At 63.6% G+C, this 17,826-nt stretch carries 12 protein-coding genes; 5 read left to right on the top strand and 7 right to left on the bottom strand.

The window, feature by feature from the left end; genetic code table 11:
• The first annotated feature begins 103 nt into the window (after positions 1-103).
• Complete coding sequence (locus tag L5849_RS08920) at positions 104-2,254, top strand: S9 family peptidase (RefSeq protein WP_236925303.1); 2,151 nt, start codon at positions 104-106, stop codon at positions 2,252-2,254.
• Positions 2,251-2,649, top strand: coding sequence for a thioesterase family protein (locus L5849_RS08915; RefSeq protein WP_115415363.1), 399 nt, complete (start codon positions 2,251-2,253; stop codon positions 2,647-2,649). Before L5849_RS08920 ends, L5849_RS08915 begins: the two co-directional genes overlap by 4 nt.
• A 35-nt stretch (positions 2,650-2,684) precedes the next feature.
• Here the strand turns inward: L5849_RS08915 and L5849_RS08910 are convergent, their stop codons facing one another.
• From L5849_RS08910 to L5849_RS08890, 5 genes are all read right to left on the bottom strand, one after another.
• A complete protein-coding gene (locus L5849_RS08910) occupies positions 2,685-4,442 on the bottom strand; it encodes a diguanylate cyclase (RefSeq protein ID WP_236925302.1) in 1,758 nt (585 codons plus the stop codon).
• A 55-nt stretch (positions 4,443-4,497) separates the two neighbouring features.
• Positions 4,498-5,613, bottom strand: a complete 1,116-nt coding sequence (ald, locus tag L5849_RS08905; RefSeq protein WP_115415361.1) for an alanine dehydrogenase — start codon at positions 5,611-5,613, stop codon at positions 4,498-4,500.
• A gap of 78 nt (positions 5,614-5,691) precedes the next feature.
• Entirely contained in the window at positions 5,692-7,269 is a 1,578-nt protein-coding gene (locus tag L5849_RS08900; RefSeq protein ID WP_236925301.1) for a DUF389 domain-containing protein, read from the bottom strand.
• A gap of 82 nt (positions 7,270-7,351) precedes the next feature.
• Positions 7,352-9,688 (bottom strand): DNA translocase FtsK 4TM domain-containing protein, encoded by a 2,337-nt coding sequence (locus tag L5849_RS08895; RefSeq protein ID WP_236925300.1) that lies wholly within the window; start codon positions 9,686-9,688, stop codon positions 7,352-7,354.
• Between the two features lie 56 nt (positions 9,689-9,744).
• The gene (locus L5849_RS08890) at positions 9,745-10,377 is read right to left on the bottom strand and encodes a thiamine phosphate synthase (RefSeq protein ID WP_368735730.1); all 633 of its coding nucleotides are present in this window, start codon (positions 10,375-10,377) and stop codon (positions 9,745-9,747) included.
• Between the two features lie 22 nt (positions 10,378-10,399).
• On the opposite strand from L5849_RS08890, the gene L5849_RS08885 reads away from it, so the two are divergent.
• The gene (locus L5849_RS08885) at positions 10,400-11,071 is read left to right on the top strand and encodes a YggS family pyridoxal phosphate-dependent enzyme (RefSeq protein ID WP_236925299.1); all 672 of its coding nucleotides are present in this window, start codon (positions 10,400-10,402) and stop codon (positions 11,069-11,071) included.
• 120 nt (positions 11,072-11,191) lie between these two features.
• Here the strand turns inward: L5849_RS08885 and L5849_RS08880 are convergent, their stop codons facing one another.
• Positions 11,192-13,951, bottom strand: a complete 2,760-nt coding sequence (locus L5849_RS08880; protein WP_236925298.1) for a [protein-PII] uridylyltransferase — start codon at positions 13,949-13,951, stop codon at positions 11,192-11,194.
• Positions 13,948-15,642: a class I adenylate-forming enzyme family protein gene (locus L5849_RS08875; protein ID WP_236925297.1), complete on the bottom strand. Its 1,695-nt coding sequence runs from the start codon at positions 15,640-15,642 to the stop codon at positions 13,948-13,950. The genes L5849_RS08880 and L5849_RS08875 overlap by 4 nt, the downstream gene beginning before the upstream one ends.
• Positions 15,643-15,807: 165 nt before the next feature.
• On the opposite strand from L5849_RS08875, the gene lgt reads away from it, so the two are divergent.
• Together lgt and L5849_RS08865 are read left to right on the top strand one after the other, a co-directional pair.
• Positions 15,808-16,683 (top strand): prolipoprotein diacylglyceryl transferase, encoded by an 876-nt coding sequence (gene lgt, locus L5849_RS08870; RefSeq protein WP_236925296.1) that lies wholly within the window; start codon positions 15,808-15,810, stop codon positions 16,681-16,683.
• On the top strand, positions 16,680-17,774 hold the full coding sequence (locus tag L5849_RS08865) for a class I SAM-dependent methyltransferase (RefSeq protein ID WP_236925295.1): 1,095 nt from the start codon (positions 16,680-16,682) through the stop codon (positions 17,772-17,774). The genes lgt and L5849_RS08865 overlap by 4 nt, the downstream gene beginning before the upstream one ends.
• Positions 17,775-17,826: the final 52 nt, after the last annotated feature.

Genomic DNA, 17,826 nt, shown 5'->3' with positions numbered 1-17,826 from the left:
GACTGGACGCTTGCGGGCCACGGCGTGGCCGCATAATCACTCCCCCGTCATAGTCATCCGCGGCGCCGCTTTCCAGCTTTGCGCCGCGCCGGGAGGACCGATCATGCCTTTCACCCGATACGCCGCGTTCCTATCTGCCGCAGCACTGGCGCTTGGCGCGCCGCTCCACGCCCAGACTTCCGAAGGGACCCAAGTGACACAGCCGACTTCGCCGCCGACTGCCGAAAAACGCGACCACAGCTATTCGCATCACGGAATCACCATTGCCGATCCCTATCACTGGCTCAAAGACCAGTCCTATCCGACAGTCGACGACGAGGACGTACTTGAGCATCTGAAGGCGGAAAACGCCTGGTTCGAAGCGCGGATGGAGCCGCACCAGCCGCTGGTCGACGAATTGTTCGAAGAGATGAAGGCGCGGATCAAGGAAGACGATTCTACCGTGCCGCAGCGCCGTGGCGACTGGCTCTACTGGTCCGAATTCGAAGAGGGCGCCGAATATCGCAAATATTACCGCAAGCCGGTGGCAGGCGGCGATCCGGTGCTGATCCTCGACGAGAATGAGCTGGCCAAGGATGTCGAATACTTCCGCCTGGGCGCGTTCTCGGTCTCGCAGAACGGGCGCTATCTTGCCTATTCGGCCGACACCAACGGGTCCGAACGCTTCACCGCGCGGATCAAGGATTTGCAGACGGGCGAGTTGCTGCCCGACGAGATTCCCGGCACGCTTTCGGGGCTGGTCTGGGTCAAGAACGACACCGCGCTGGTCTATGGCACCGCCGACGACAACTGGCGCGTCCACGATGCGACCATGCATGTGCTGGGCACACCGGTGAGCGAGGATGTCGAGCTCTATCGCGAGACGCAGGACGAGGGCTTTCGCGTGGGCAGCGGCCTTTCCGCGCAGGAAGACTGGCTGATCGTTTCGACCGGCGACAACGAAACCAGCGAGGTCCGCCTCGTCCCCGCAGACGATCCGACTGCCGAGCCGATCCTGGTGAAACCGCGGACCAAGGGTGTCGAATACGATGTCGATGTGCGCGACGGCACGCTGTGGGTCCACACGAACGACGATCACGTCAATTTCCGGCTCGCCACCGCCTCGCTCGAGACGCCCGGCGAATGGACCACGCTGATCGCCGGATCGGACGAGTTCTACCTGACCGATTTCGACCTGTTCAAGGACTTCTACGTCACCGAAGGGCGCCTGCGCGGGCTCGACCAGATCCAGCTACGCTCCTATGCCGATCCAGCTCTGGTCAAGCCGGTCGCCTTTGCCGAGGCAAGCTTCAGCGCCGGGCTCGATAACAATCCCGAATACGATCAGGACAAGCTGCGCATTTCCTACGAGAGCATGGTCACCCCGGATTCGGTCTATGACTACCATGTCGCCAGCGGCGAGCTCGAACTGCTCAAGCAGCAGGAAATCCCGAGCGGCTATGACGCGGGCCTCTATACTACCGAACGGGTCGAGATCGAGGGCCGCGACGGCACCATGGTCCCGGTCAGCGTGGTCATGCGCAAGGACCGTGATCCGGGCGGACCGCTGCATCTCTATGCTTACGGCGCCTATGGCTATGCCGTGCCGCCGGGCTTTTCGACCAGCCGCCTCAGCCTGATCGATCGCGGTTTCGCCTATGCCATCGCGCATATCCGCGGCGGCGACGATCTGGGCCGCAAATGGTATCTGCAGGGCAAGCTCAACGAGCGGACCAACACCTTCAACGATTTCGTCGATGTGGCGAAGGGGCTGGTGGCCAAGGGGTATACCGAAAAGGGCAGGATCAGCATTTCTGGCGGGTCCGCCGGGGGCGAGCTGATGGGCGTCGTCGCCAATACCGATCCCGGCCTGTGGGGCGCGGTGGTGGCGCATGTGCCTTTCGTCGACGTGCTCAACACCATGCTCGATGCGGACCTGCCGCTGACGCCGGGCGAATGGCCCGAATGGGGCAATCCGATCGAAAGCAAGCAGGCCTTCGCCTATATCCTCAGCTACAGCCCCTACGATCAGGTGGTGGCGCAGGATTATCCGCCGATGCTGGTGACCGCCGGACTCAACGATCCGCGCGTGACCTATTGGGAGCCCGCAAAATGGGTCGCCAAGCTGCGCGAGCTGAAGACCGACGATAACGAGTTGCTTCTGAAGACCAATATGGGCGCGGGCCACGGCGGCAAGTCGGGCCGGTTCCAGTCGATCCGCGAGACCGCAGAGGAAGTCGCCTTCATCCTGTGGCAGATGGACATGACCGAGTGACGGCCAGGTTCGAAAGGACCTTCACCGCCGGGGCCGAGCACATCGACGAGCTCGGCCACGTCAACAATGCGGTGTGGGTGCAGTGGATTCAGGACATGGCCACCGCGCATTGGGATGCGGTGGCCCGGCCCGAGGATCGTGCGGCGTTCTTCTGGGTCGTGACGCGTCACGAGATCGATTATCGCGGCAATATCGATGCAGGCGAAAGCGTTACCGGCGAGACCTGGATCGAGGGGCCTGCGCGGGGCGCGACCTCGCTGCGCCGCGTCGATTTTCGCAACGATGCGGGCAAGGTCATCGTCGGGGCGGCGACCACCTGGGCGATGCTCGACCGGGCGACGGGCCGGCTGGCGCGCGTCCGGCCCGAAGTGCTTGCCGGGTTCCTATCTGGATGACCGATTCGAAGAATCCCGGCCTCCGAGACCAGCCCTCAGGCGGTGACGGCGGCTGGGCCTTCGGGGACGAATAATGAGAGGCGCTCCATCACTACTCGGTCACGGCCAGCGCATTTCGCATCGTAAAGCAGCTTGTCGGCGCGCGAATAGAGACTGGAGAAGTCGATTTCCGATTCATTCGCGAGGGCCGAGAAATCGACCAGCCCCATGCTGGCGGTTACGGGATTGTCGAGCTCTTCCATCTCTAACAGGAGATGTGTGGTGATTGCACGGCGGCGCTCCTCGGCATTGCTTGCGGCATCATCGCCACGCAGAAGCAGCAGGAATTCCTCCCCGCCGATGCGAAACGCGGCAATATCCTTCTCGTTCTCGCCTTCGCGCAACACCGACGCAACGCGTCGCAGGACTTCGTCACCGACTGGGTGACCATGCATGTCGTTGATCGACTTGAAGAAATCGATGTCGATAAGGGCCATCGTATCGAACCCATCGGCAACCATGGTTTCGAACCGTGCCGACAGCGCGCGCCTGTTCGCCATGCCAGTCAACTGGTCGCGCTCGCTCAGCGCCTCAAGCACCCTGGCTTCGTCCATTGCCTGATCGCGCTGGCGCCTGATGATCATGAAGCGATCGGCCACTGCCACTGTGGTGGCGATGACCTCGATCAGCAGGAAAGAGCTGTGAAGCACCACATTTTCAACGAGTACCATAGAGCCGAAAACAAGGAGGGAAAAAATCTGCAAGGGCAGGAAGGAGGCAAAGGGAGCGAGGCCTAGGACGAGATATTTCGCAGTGTTGCTGCCTCGTCGCCACGCGACCGCCAGAACGTAGAAATAGGATCCGAAACCGATCAGAGCGATCAAAAGATAGATGATTTCGAACACGAGATTGCTCAATTCAAGCAAATCGAGAGCGCTCAATCCGACATTAATCGCGGCCAGAGCGAGAGCGATACGCAGAATTGTGCGATGTTTTGGATCGATATATTCCGGCTTCACAAAACTGTTTGCGAACATGATGATCGTCAGCAGCATGAAATCGATGCTGAGATATTCGATCATCAGCTCAGTCTGTAGCGAGACGAGGCCGGTGAGCGCCGTCAAGCCGGAGGCGGTCGCACTCTGCGCCACAGCGGTGAGACAGAACAGGGCGTGATAGAGCGGGAAAGGCTGGCGCAGGACGCGATAGTAGATGAGATCGAATATGATCGGCGCGAACAGTATCGCGCAGATCATCGCGGCGAATATATGCACCCACCCCGCCACCAATACGACCGATGGCCGATCGTTCAGCGACGCCTCGACAAAGGCGTAAGGGTAATCGCTGCCGTCGACCGTCACCACGACGGCTTCGAGCGGCGTGGAAGACTCAGGCAATTGCGCTATCGAACGCGAGCTGGATATGCCGAGCTGCAAGTCCCTTTGAGCCAGGCTTTGCGATACCGCGCTGCCATCACGCCCGATGGCGGAGATCGAAAGGGTCTCGAACGCGTTCCGCTCGAATTCGAAGTAGCGAGGGTTTGCTTGCGCGGAAGGGCGATCGGTCAAGTCCAGGCGGATGATATGGCGTTCGGCATCGAGATCCATATCGTCATCGCTGCAGTTCCAGCCTCCGGGATCGTCGACCAGATCGGCATAGGATATCGTTTTCGGCCCGGAAATGTGGCAGATCGATCCCGGCGCAAAACCGGATTGCGCCACCACCACGCCAGGCAAACCAACCGCTACCGCGAAGAATACGGCCAAGAAAAGCTGCCGGGCTTGCAGCCAGACGACGCGAGGGATGCGTTTCACGCACCCACGATAAAGCCAAAGCGTTAACGCCGGCCTATATCACCGTAACCATGAATTACCGGGTGAGCTCCGCCACCGGCCGATAGTCGTAGCCAAGCTCGCTGGCGACCGCTTCATAGGTTACTTCGCCTTTGTGAACATTGAGGCCTTCGGCAAGGTGCGGATCGGCAGCCAGCGCGTCCTTCCAGCCCATCCGCGCGATACGCAGAGCATGCGGCAGAGTGACGTTGTTCAGCGCATAGGTGCTTGTACGCGCTACCGCGCCCGGCATGTTGGCGACGCAGTAGTGAACGATGTCGTCGACCACATAGGTCGGATCGGCATGCGTGGTCGGCTTCGATGTTTCGAAACATCCGCCCTGGTCGATCGCGACATCGACCAGCACCGCGCCTTTCTGCATATCCTTGAGCATGTCGCGCGTCACCAGCTTGGGGGCCGCAGCACCTGGGATCAGCACCGCGCCGATGACGAGATCCGCATTGCACACGGCGTCATGGAGATTGGCGGCGTTGGAAAAGCGCGTGCTCGCGCGCGCTTCGAAATGGGTGCCGACTTTTTCCAGAACTTCGGGATCGCGGTCGAGGATGGTGACGTCCGCACCGAGGCCGACCGCCATCTGCGCGGCGTTGAAGCCGACCACGCCGCCGCCGATCACCACGACCTTGCCCGGCATCACGCCCGGCACGCCGCCCAGCAGGACGCCGCGCCCGCCATGCGCCTTTTCGAGCGCGGTCGCGCCCGCCTGCACGCTCATTCGCCCGGCGACCTGGCTCATCGGCTTCAAGAGCGGAAGCTGGCCGCGCGGACCGGTGACGGTCTCGTAAGCGATGGCGGTGACACCGCTGTCGACAAGGTCCTTGGTCTGCTCCGGATCGGGAGCGAGGTGGAGATAGGTGTAGAGGATCTGGCCCTCGCGCAGCTTCTTGCGCTCGACCGCCTGCGGCTCCTTGACCTTCACCACCATCTCGCATTCGGCGAAGATCGCGTCAGGCCCGTCGACGATCTTAGCGCCGGCGGCGACATATTGCTCGTCAGTCGCATCGATGCCGCAGCCCGCCTCGGTCTCGATCCACACCTCATGCCCCTGCATGACGAGTTCTTTCGCGCTCTCGGGCGTCAGGCCCACGCGGTATTCGTGATTCTTGATTTCCTTGGGGCTGCCGATGAGCATGGGGAGGACTCCTTAATGTGCGCCCGCCCGTTACAACTGCAACCAGGCGCGGGCAAGCCCGCCGCTATCCCTGTCGGTTTAACGGGCGGTCGTGGTCGACCAGGCGGCGCTCACCGCATTGCCTTGGCCCTCGCTGCGCGTGTCGACGAAGCGGGCGTCCTCTCCAAGCACCGCATTCAGCTCGTGGAGCGCCTCGTCGCTGCCGGAAAGGGTAATGCGCAAGCCGGTGCGCTTCGCTGCCCAGCCGATCAGCGCCAGCCGCGTGGCATTCTCGGCATCGAGGCCATCCTCGCCCACCGTCACTTCGGGCAATGCGGCAAGGGGAGGCCGCAATTCGACCGTCCAGCCGGGCACCGTGCGTTCGAGCCTGCGCTCCAATTCACGATAGCCCGCCAGGGTCAGCCCTTCGAGCGGTTGCGCGGTGGCTTGGGCGCGCTTGTTCTCGCGGTCGAGCAGGACATCCTTGCGCTCGACCCCCGCGATCAGCGCCAGACTGCGCGCCAAGGCGGCGATCTGGCGTTCGCTGGCCTCCGCGGCTTCGCGGGCGCGGGCGCGGGCCAGTGCCGCCTGTTCCGCCGCGCCAGGATCGGTGCCGACCTGGAACTGGTCGATATTGACGACGACGGCGCGCCCCAGCCGTTGCTCCAGTCGACGTGCCACTTCTGTATCGGCATCGGCGTTGAATTCGGGTGTGAACACGCTGGCCGATACCGTCACCGGATCGGTATCCCAGTTGACGACCGGCTGTTCCACCCGCGCGCGATTGGTGAAGGCTTCGGAAACCTCGTGGTTTACGATTCGCTGCCCATTCGCCTCCCAAGCGATTGTCCGTAACGAAAAGCCGAGCGGTATGGCCATGGCGACGAACACCGTCAGGATGATGATCGATGCCAACCGTCCCTGACGGTTCGTCACACCCGACTGGAAGCCATAAAGGCGTGCCATGACCGCAGCGGTGAGGCCGATGGTCACCAGGTTGGTGATGAACAGGCCCAGCGCGCCGGCGAACACCGTCCAGTTGAACGTTGCCAGACCGAAGCCGACCACGGCGAGCGGCGGCATCAAGGCGGTGGCAATGGCCACGCCCACGATCGTGCCCTCGCGCCCGCGGATCACTGCATAGGAGCCTGCCAGCGCCGAAAACAGCGCCACCAGCAGATCGAACAGGTTCGGGCGGGTACGCGAGGCGATTTCCTCGGTCACCGTCTGCAAAGGCGAAAGGAATACGATCAGGGCGCAGAACAGGATTGCGAACAGCGAGCCTGCGGCCAGTGCCTTCCCGCAGCGCCTCAGCCAGTTGGCATCTCCCGTCGCCAGCGAAAATCCGGTGCCGATGATCGGGCTCATCAGCGGCGAGAGCAGCATGGCGCCGATGACCACTGCGGGCGAGGACAGCAACAGGCCGAGTATGGCGATCCCGGCGCTCATCGCGGTCATGAAGATATAGCGGCTGGTGAGCAGCGATTCGCCGCGCACCCGTTCGATGGTGGCGACATGGTCGAGATCGGCGATCACCCCGTCGCGCCACCACATGCGCATCTCGGCCAGCGCGCGCAGGATCGTCCAGCGGCTGATAGGACGGCGCTTGGCCTGGCCGTCACCATCCGTTTCTTTCGGGGGCGGGGCGCTGGCAGCAGTGTCTGTCACGGTAGCCATGGCCGCGCGGCTTAGCGGCATAAAGCGCGGAAGTCGTGCCAAATTTGCGGTGCGCGCCGATTGCTGGTGCCGCAGCCAGGGGCTAGATCGGATTGCCGTCCTGGTCGCGGAAGATTTCGCGCCGACCGACATGGTTGGCGGGGCCGACCAGACCCTCGGCTTCCATTCGCTCGATCCATTTCGCCGCAGTGTTGTATCCGACGCCCATCTGGCGTTGCAGCCAGGAGCCGGAGGCTTTCTGGTTCTCGATCACGATCTGGCAGGCCTGGCGGTATTTGCGCTCGTCGGGATTGTCCGAAGCGGTGAATTCGTCCTCGAAATTGAAGCCGCCGTCCTCGGGTTCCTCGGTCACCGCGTCGACATAATCCGGTTTGCCCTGCGCGCGCCAGTGATCGGCCACTCGTTCGACTTCCTCGTCCGATACGAACGGCCCGTGCACGCGGATCATCGCGCCGGTATTGGGTTTGTAGAGCATGTCGCCCTTGCCCAGCAGCTGCTCGGCGCCCTGTTCGCCCAGGATCGTGCGGCTGTCGATCCGGCTGGTCACCTTGAAGCTGATGCGGGTGGGCAGGTTGGCCTTGATGACGCCGGTGATGACATCGACGCTGGGGCGCTGCGTCGCCATGATCAAATGGATGCCGGCGGCTCGGGATTTCTGCGACAGGCGCTGGATCAGCACCTCGATTTCCTTGCCGACCGTGACCATGAGGTCGGCCAGCTCGTCGACGATCAGCACGATCAGCGGCAGCGGCTCGTAATCGAGCTGCTCTTCCTCGTAGAGTTCCTCGCCGGTCTCGGGATCGAAGCCGGTCTGCACCCGGCGGCCGAGCGGCTTGCCCTTCTCGGCCGCCTTTTTCACCTTTTCGTTGAAGCCCGCGATGTTGCGCGAGTTCACGCTACTCATCATGCGATAGCGTTTTTCCATCTCCTCCACCGCCCATTTGAGCGCGCGGACCGATTTGTGCGGTTCGGTCACCACCGGACTGAGGAGATGCGGAATGTCGTCGTAGCTCTTCAATTCGAGCACTTTGGGATCGATCAGGATCAACCGGCATTCGTCGGGCGTGAAGCGATAGAGCAGCGACAGCAGGATCGCATTGAGGCCGACCGATTTACCAGAACCCGTCGTACCCGCGACCAGCAGATGGGGCATGGCGGCAAGGTCGGCCACGATCGGCTCGCCGGCAATATCCTTGCCGAGAATCATCGGCAGGCTGCCCCGGCTATCGACGAAGGCGGCGGAATTGGCGAGCTGCTTGTAGCTGACCATCTGGCGGTCGGCATTGGGCAGTTCGATCCCGATCACGGTCTTGCCCGGAATGGGCGAGACGCGCGCGGAGATCGCGGACATATTGCGCGCGATATCCTCGGCCAGACCGACGACGCGGCTGGCCTTGATGCCGGGCGCAGGCTCAAGCTCGTACATGGTCACCACGGGGCCGGCGCGTACGGCGGTGATCTCGCCCTTGACGTTGAAATCGTCGAGCACGTTTTCGAGCAGGCGCGCATTGCGTTCGAGCGCCATCTTGTCGAGCTTCGGCGCGGCGCTGTCGGGCGCGTCGTCGAGCAGGTCGTGGCTCGGCAACTGGTAGTTGGCGAACATATCGCGCTGCTTCGCCTTGGCCGGCTTGGGCTGCGCCGGAGTAGGCGCGGGATCGGCGATCTCGGGCGCCCGGCGCGGCTCGCGCATGGCGACCGGTTCGGTATCTTCCTCATCTCCCAGCGGCTGCTTGGCAGGTTTCTGTTTCTTTGGCCCCAGTGGCAGGTCGAGTTCGGGCAGTCGCGCCTTGCGCTTGACGAAATCGGGCAGGGTGAGGAACTGCGCCCAGTCGATCGCGAAGACGCGGGTGACCAGCGCGATCCCGCCGCCCAGCGCCACCAGCGCGAGCGCCAGCACGATCCAACCGGCGAAATCGCCGCCGAAGCGTTCGGCCACCGCCTCGATCGACAAGCCGCCGAGCTGGCCGAACAGGCCGCCGACCCCGGCGGGCAGGTTGCCGGTCGCCGGATCGACCATCAGCGCGAGCACCGTGCCGAGCAGCACGATGGCGGCCAGCAGCATGGCGAAAGGCCCCCACCAGCGGCCCGGTGTTGCTTCCTCATCCTCCTGCTCGACCCCGGACCACAGCCTGCGGGCGGAGATGTAGAGCAGGGGTAATAGCAGCACTGCCGGAAGGCCGAGGAAATTGAGCGCGCGTTCGCTGGCCCAGGCACCGCTGGCGCCCATCCAGTTGCGGATATCCTCGCCGCTGGCAGCGGTCGAGGGACTGGGGTCGGTCTGCGTGTAGCTTGCCAGTGACAGCGTCAGAAAGACGAGCAGCATGAACAGCAGCCCCGCGCCGGCCATATGCGTGGCGCGGCGGAAGGAGCGGCGGAAGGCCGCGCGCCAATCGGGTGCTGCGCTTGCGCGCGAAGCCATGTGGGTTCCCCTGATCCGTCGAGAGCGCACAGTATGAATCCTCGGGGACTCCGAGGTCAAGCGGCGTCTGTTTCGGTTCGCCTCAAGCGCCGGCGTTCGCATCCGCTCACTTGGCTATCCTCGCTCCTTGCAGTCGCCGCGGGCGGGGGGCGCCCTTGCTTCCCTTCGGTCGGAGATGAACCGAGTCCGTCGATCGCGCCCCAGCGTGGCCAATCGAGCTCGCGAGCTCGTTCGGGAGTCATACCGCCCAGAGCGATGACCGGGACCGGCGATTGCTGCGCGAGAACATGGAAGCCGTGCACGCCGAGGGTCGCACCGCCCGGATGCGAGGCCGTGTGAAAGACCGGCGAGAGGAAAATGCCGTCCGCCCGCGCGGCGATGGCGTCCTGAAGCTCTTTTCCATCATGCGCCGTGGCGAGGCGCAGCCCTTGCCCAAGGCGCTCGGGAACGCCGTAACATCCATCCGCCCCCCAGTCCTCCTCGCCGGACAGAATTACCATATGCCCCAATTGGCGCGCCAGATCGGCCAGTTCGTCGAAACGGGCGCGCCGGGCCGCAGGATCGAGGTGATAGTGGCGGAATACGAAGCCGGATCCTCTCGGCAATGCGCGCAGCGCGCCCTCCAGCCCCGCATCGTTGCGCTGGTCGCTAAGCAACCACAATAGGGGGAGGGACTGGTTTCGTGTCACGCACACGGTATAGCGCGGCGTGATGGAAAAGGCAGAGACTCCGCTTCAGAAGGTGCAGGCGAATATCGTCAAGGCCTGCAAGATCGCTCGCCGCGAACCCTCGGAGGTCACGCTGATCGCGGTCAGCAAGACGCATCCGGCAGAGGCGATCGAGCCGTTGCTGCGCGAAGGCCAGCGCCATTTCGGCGAGAATCGGGTGCAGGAAGCGCAAGGCAAATGGCCCGCGCTGCGCGAGGCGCATCCGGCGGTGCAACTACACCTCATCGGCCAATTGCAATCGAACAAGGCGGAGGACGCCGTGGCATTGTTCGACGTGATCCACTCACTCGATCGGCCTAGTCTGGTGAAGGCGCTCGCCAAGGCGATGGACAAGCTCGGCAAACGTGTGCCGTGTTTCGTGCAGGTCGATGTCGGCGAGGAAGACCAGAAGGGCGGCTGCCCGGTCGCCGAACTGCCTGCATTGCTCGAACAGGCGCAAGGCGCCGATATCCCGGTGGCAGGCCTGATGTGCATTCCGCCCTTCGATATCGAGCCCGCGCCCTTCTTCGCCTTCCTCGACAAGCTTGCCCGCGATCATGGGCTGGATGGCCGCAGCATGGGCATGAGCGGGGATTACGAAACCGCGATCAGGCTGGGCGCGACGCATGTGCGGGTGGGCACGGCCCTGTTCGGAGAGCGCGGCAAACCCGCCTAGCCCCACCCTCAAGTAGCGAAGCGATAGGGAGGAGAAAGCTTCCCACCCTCAAGCAGAGACGCGGTGGGGGGGGGGGAGGAATATCCCCGTCCTCAAGTAGCGAAGCGGTAGGACGATTCATCACGCGTTTTCCAGCCGGTCCTGCGTGGCGTCGCTGGCGGCTTCGATCAGGCGCGCTTCGATGCGGTTCATCCGCTCGCCCGGCTCCAGCTTTCCTCCGGTCAGGTCGGTCACGTAGAACGTGTCGGCCGCGCGCTCGCCATAATTGGTGATATGGGCGGAATGGACCACTAGCCGGCTTTCGAACAGCGCGCGGGCCAGCCGGTTCAGCAGCGCCGGGCGATCACGGGCATTCACTTCGATCACCGTGAAGCGGTTCGAGGCCTTGTTGTCGAACAGCACGCGCGGTGCGACATCGAAGGCGCGCGCGCGGCTGTGCGCCAGCGGGCGCTGCGCCAGGCGCGGGGCGAGATCGACCTTGTTGGCCAGCGCATCGGCGATGCTGGTCTTGAGCCGTTCGAGCTGCCCCTCTTCGGCAAAGGGATCGCCATGCGGGTCCTGAACAAGGAAATTGTCGAGTGCCCAGCCGGTGCGCGTGGTGTGGATGCGTGCATCGATGATGTTTCCACCCGCCAGATGGATACCCCCGGCGATGCGATAGAACAGGCCGGGGTGGTCCGCGGCGATCACCGTCACCAGTGTCGCGCCGCGTGCCTCGTAATATTCGCAGTGGATCGACAGCTCGTGTTCCTGCTCGCGCGCGGCGGAATAATGGACGAGATTGAGCGCGATGATGTCGGGCGGCTCCGCGATCCAGTAAGCATCCCCCATCGTCTCGGCCAGATTCTCGACCAGTCCGGCCTTGGCGTCCAGCAGTTCAACCACCTCGGCCTGCTTATGGGCGATCGTCTGCTCGCGGCCATGACGCATATGGCCGAGACGAAGCCGTTCGCTCGATATATCGTAAAGTTCGCCCAGAAGCTGGCCCTTCCAGCTATTCCAGGTACCCGGACCCACCGCGCGGATATCGACTGCCGTCAGAATGGCGAGGTGGCGCAGCCGCTCGGCGCTCTGTACCTGCGCCACGAAATCCTCGATCGTCTTGGGATCGGTCAGATCGCGCTTCTGCGCGGTGTGGCTCATCAGCAGGTGATTGAGCACCAGCCAGGCGACCATCTCGGTTTCGCTCTCGGTCAGCCCGAACCGAGGGCAAAGTTCGCGAGCGACTTCGGCACCCAGCACCGAATGGTCGCCCCCGCGCCCCTTGGCGATATCGTGCAGTAGCGCGGCGACATAGGCGACGCGGCGCGAGCCGACCTTGTGGATCAGCCGCGTGGCGCGCGGATGGTCGTCGGCCAGTTCACCCTTCTCGATGCGGTTCAGCAGGCCGATCGCGCGGATTGTGTGTTCGTCCACCGTGTAATGGTGGTACATGTCGAACTGCATCTGTGCGTTGACCTTGCCGAAATCGGGCACGAATTTCCCGAACACGCCCGCTTCGTTCATCCAGCGCAGCACTGTTTCGGGATCGTTCCGACCGCATAGCAGATCGAGGAACAGCGCATTGGCGCGCTCGTCTTCGCGGATCGCGTTGTCGATCAACCCGCTGTCGCGGTTCGCCTGCCGCATGGTTTCGGGATGAATTTCCAGCCCTTCCGCTTCTGCCAGCTGGAAGATCTCGATCAGCCGCACCGGACTTCGCTTGAACCAGTCGTCCGATGGCGCGCCGATCTTGCCGCCATGGACGCGGTAGCCCTTGATCTGCCGCGACCTGGCTTTCCACCCGGCGAAAAATCCGCGTCGGGCAGTCTTGGCTTCGAACTGCTCGTCGATATGCGCCAGAAACACGCCGGTGAGCGAGCCGACGCGCTTCGCCTGCAGGAAATAGAACTGCATGAAGCGCTCGACCGCGCTCTTGCCCGGGCGCTCGGCGAAGTTCATCCGTTCCGCGATACGGCGCTGGAGGTCGAAGGTCAGCCGGTCCTCGGCGCGGCCGGTAATCACATGCATGTGGCTGCGCACCGCGAGGAGGAAGTTCTCCGCTTTGCGAAAACTGCGATATTCCGCGCGGGTGAACAGCCCGACATCGACCAGTTCGGACGCAGTGCGCACGCGGTGGATGAACTTGCCGATCCAGTAGAGCGTGTGGAGGTCGCGCAGGCCGCCCTTGCCGTCCTTCACATTGGGTTCGACGACATAGCGGCTGTCGCCCATCCGCTTGTGGCGGGCGTCGCGTTCGGCGAGCTTCTCGGTAACGAAGGCCCGTTCATTGCCGCGTACCACCTCCATGGTGAACCGCCGCGATCCTTCATCGTAAAGGCCCTGATCGCCCCAGACATAGCGCCCCTCGAGCAGCGCGGTGCGGATGGTGAGGTCGCCCTTCGCCAGCCGCATCGCCTCATCGAGCGTGCGCGTGGAATGGCCGACCTTCAGGCCCAGGTCCCATAGGAGGTAGAGCATCGCCTCGACCACCTGTTCGCACCAGGCGGTTTTCCGGCCGCCTACCAGGAAGGCGATGTCGACATCCGAATGCGGCGACATTTCGGAGCGCCCATACCCGCCCACCGCCATGACTGCGAGCCGCTCGGCCTGCGAACGGTTCGCGCTGGGATAGAGATGGGCGGTCGCGTGATCGTGGATCACCCGGATCAGCTGGTCGATCAGGAACGCGAATCCGCCCGCATTCTCATGCCCGGCGGATGGCTTGTCCTCCAGACGTCGTGCAAGCTCCGTCCGCCCTTCGTTGAGAGCGGTCTTGAGCAGGTCGACGATCTGCGGGCGCGCCTTGTCGCCATGCTCCGCGACAAGGCTTTCGATCGCGGAGGCAAGCTTGCGCCTGTCGATGATCGCGCGTTGTCGGGGGATACGGGCCAGGCTCAAGCGGCGAGATGCTCCTTGGCAAAGGTCGCTTTGACTGTGCGCTTGTCGACCTTCTGGGTGCCCAGGCGCGGCAATTGTTCCTCGCTGCGCCACATGATCGTCGGAACCTTGAAAGCGGCGATGTGCTCATGCAGGAATTCCTGCAGGTCCTCGGGCGTGAGGTCCCTTCCCTCATGCGTGTGATAGACGGCGGCCGGAATTTCGCCGAAGCGTTCGTCGGGAAGGCCGAAGACCGAACATTCCGCAACCGCGGGATGCGCGTAGATCGCCTCTTCCACCTCGAGGCAGGAAATATTCTCGCCGCCGCGGATGATGATGTCCTTCTTGCGGTCGACGATGAACAGGTAATTGTCTTCGTCGAGATAGCCGAGATCGCCGGTACGGAAATAGGCCTCGTCCGAATAGGCGGCCCTGGTCGCGTCCTCGTCCTTCCAATAGCCAAGGAAGTTGCACACCGAACGGATCGAAACCTCGCCGATCACACCCTGTTCCAGCGGTGTACCGTCATCGTCGAGGATCGCCATGTCGACCAGCGGGAGCGAGGGCATGCCCGTGCTGCTGGGCTTGGCGAGATAGTTCTCGTTGAGATTGCCCGCGCCCACGCCGTTGGTTTCGGTCAGGCCGTAACCCAAAACCGGATAGCCGTCCTGAAAGGCGTCCTTGATCTTCTTGACGTGTTCGATGGGCCGCGCCGCGCCGCCACCGGCAAAGGTCTTGCATTGCGACAGGTCGTATTCCTCGCGCTCGGGATGGACCGCGATCTCGTAGCTCATCAGCGGAACGCCGACGAAATAGGTGATCTGTTCCTCGGCCAGCAGGCGCAGCGCTTCGGTCGCATCCCACTTGGGCATGAGCACCAGCTTGCGGCCCATGGCGAAACTCTGAAGGAACAGCGGGACCTCGCCGGTCACATGGAACAGCGGTACCGCGACCAGAGCGGATGGCTGGACCGTGGGAGCCTCGCCCCGCTCGGTCAGCAATTGCAGCATCATCGCGGTCTGGCAGACGTAGTTCATCGTGCCCGAGACGACCCCGAGATGGTCCGAATAGGCCCCCTTGGGGTGGCCGGTCGATCCCGACGTGTAGAGGATGGTTGCCAGATCGTCAGGCCCGATCTGGCCGAGCATCTTCATCGCCGTGTCGCCTGCGGCCCATACCGAGGCAAGGCCTTGGGACGGAACGCCATGGTCGAACACGATGACCCTGGCCGGGTGGTCTTCATCTTCGAGACGTGCGGCACGCTGCGGATCGGCCAGCACCAGCTTGCATTCGCAAAGCTTGATTCCATAAGCGAGTTCCTCGCCCGTCCACCAGCCGTTGAGCAGCGTTGCGCAGCCGCCGGCCATCAGAATGCCCATATAGGCGACGATCCAGTTGGACGAATTGCGCGCGGCGATGCCGACGCGATCGCCCTTCTCGATGCCATGCTCGGTGGCCAGGCTGTGGGCTACATGCGTGGCGGCATGCCAGACCTCGCCGAAGGTCATCCTCTGGTCGCCTTCGACAAGGAAGGTCTCGTCCTTCTTCTCGTTGCAGAAATGCGCGAAGTAATGGACGACGCTGGGCGGGGCGTTCTTGAAGGCGGGCATGGTCACGCCGCGGCGGGTGACTTCGGTGAGCTCGAACATCTGGCCGGGCGCGGTCACGGCCTTCGTGATCCGGTCGATATCCTGATCGAGTTGTGTCGGCATGGGTTGTTTCGTGTCCTCTCCAATACGGCGCACGGCCTCATGTTCGAGGCTCGCGCATGAATTGCGGCTCGACGCAGGCTTTCCCCAAAACCCCTGCTATGCCAAAAGCCGCTCCCGATGGGTCGCCGGTCGCGGCCTTGGACACACCTCTAAGGGGAATACGACTTGCTGTCACTACTGGCTGCATCGGGCGCGGCAGAACCGATCTACTGGGAAAATCTCGGCCTCAGGCCCTATCTTTTCGAGATCGGCGGTTTCCAGCTGCGCTTCTATTCGCTCGCCTATCTCGTCGGCATATTGCTGGCCTATTGGCACCTGTCGAAAATGATCAAGGCGCCCGGTGCCCCGATGGCGCAGCGCCATGCCGACGACCTGTTCTTCTACTGCACGCTGGGTGTGATCCTGGGCGGTCGGCTCGGCTATGCGGCCTTCTACAAGCCCGAACTGTTCGGCGGGGTGGAACTGTTCAAGCTGTGGGAAGGTGGGATGAGCTTCCATGGCGGGGTTATCGGCGTGCTCGTCGCGATCAGCTGGGTCGCCTGGCGCGGCGGTCTGAACTGGCTGCGCATCTGCGATTATATCGCGGTCAACGTGCCGTTCGCCTACATGCTCGGACGGTTGGCCAACTTCATCAATGGCGAACTTTATGGCCGGCCGGTGGAAGGCGATTTTCCTCTGGCGATGGTCTTCCCGACCGATCCCGACCAGCTCGCGCGCCATCCCAGCCAGCTCTATCAGGCCGGGTTCGAGGGGTTGCTGCTCGGCTTGCTGCTCTTCGCGCTCTTCTGGAAGACGCGCGCGCGCTACCGTGCCGGCCTGCTGGTCGGTCTGTTCACCGTCGGCATGGGGCTCGGCCGGTTCCTGATGGAATTCTTCCGCGAACCCGATGCGCACCTCGCCTATGTCGTGGTCGAAACCGGCCTCTCGCGCGGCCAATGGCTCAGCCTGCCGATGATTGCGATCGGCCTGGTGGTCATGGTGTATGCGCTGGTCAAACCTCCCGTCGGGGGGGCTGCCGGGGCGAGACCGCAGGCCGCATGAGCGAAGGCACTACCGAGCTTGCGGGTGTTTTCCGCCGCCTGATCGACAGCCACGGGCCGATGCCGGTTTCGCGCTATATGGGCGAAAGCAATGCGCGCTATTACACCACCCGCGACCCGCTGGGGGCGCCACGGGAATCGGGCGGGGGCGATTTCACCACCGCGCCCGAGATCAGCCAGATGTTCGGCGAGATGGCCGGGCTGTGGCTGGCCGATATCTGGGTGCGTGCAGGCCGTCCGGCCGACGCGATCTATGTCGAATTGGGTCCGGGCCGCGGGACGCTGGCCAGGGATGCGCTGCGCGCCATGGCCAGCCAGGGTCTGCGGCCCGAGGTGCATCTGGTCGAAGGATCGGAAGCACTGCGCAAAATCCAGGGCGGCACTCTGGCCGGTGCGCGGTTCCACGATTCGATCGATACGCTGCCGGAGGATCGCCCGCTTTTCCTGCTCGCCAATGAATTCCTCGACGCGCTCCCGATTCGCCAATTGGTGATGACCGCCCAGGGCTGGCGCGAGCGCATGGTCGGGCTGGAGGGGGGCGAGTTCGCCTTTGTGTCCGGCCCCAATCCGATGACCGAGGCCGTTCCGGATAATCAGCGTGCCGCACAGCCCGATACGGTCATCGAAACCTGTCCGGCGGCGGCGGCATTGATCGAGGCGCTGGCCCGGCGGCTCGACGTTCAGGGCGGGGCGGCGCTGTTTATCGATTATGGCCATCTGGCACCGCGAACCGGGTCGACCTTGCAGGCGGTCAAGGCGCATGAGAAATGCGATGTGTTCGACGCGCCGGGAGAGATGGACCTGAGCGCGCATGTCGATTTCGCCACGCTCGATGCGATTGCTCGGCGGGAAGGTGTGGCCAGCTCGCTCACGACGCAGGGCGCATGGCTCACCGCGATGGGCATCGGCCTGCGCGCGCAGGCTCTCGCGAAAGCATCGCCCGCCCGCGCCGAGGATATTCGGCTGGCGCACGACCGGCTGGTCCAGCCCGACGCGATGGGCGATGTGTTCAAATGCATGGCGCTGACCGCGCGCGACTGGCCGCGCGGTGCGGGCTTTCCCGAAGGTCAGCGGAGGAAACCTGACGGATGAAGCGCCTGATCGCGCGCCCCGCCCTTTCGCTCGCCGCAACACCGCTGGCTTT

It is taken from the genome of Erythrobacter sp. SN021, assembly GCF_021864455.1.
Note: the sequence above shows the minus strand (reverse complement) of the source record. Positions and strands in the feature narration are given on the sequence as shown.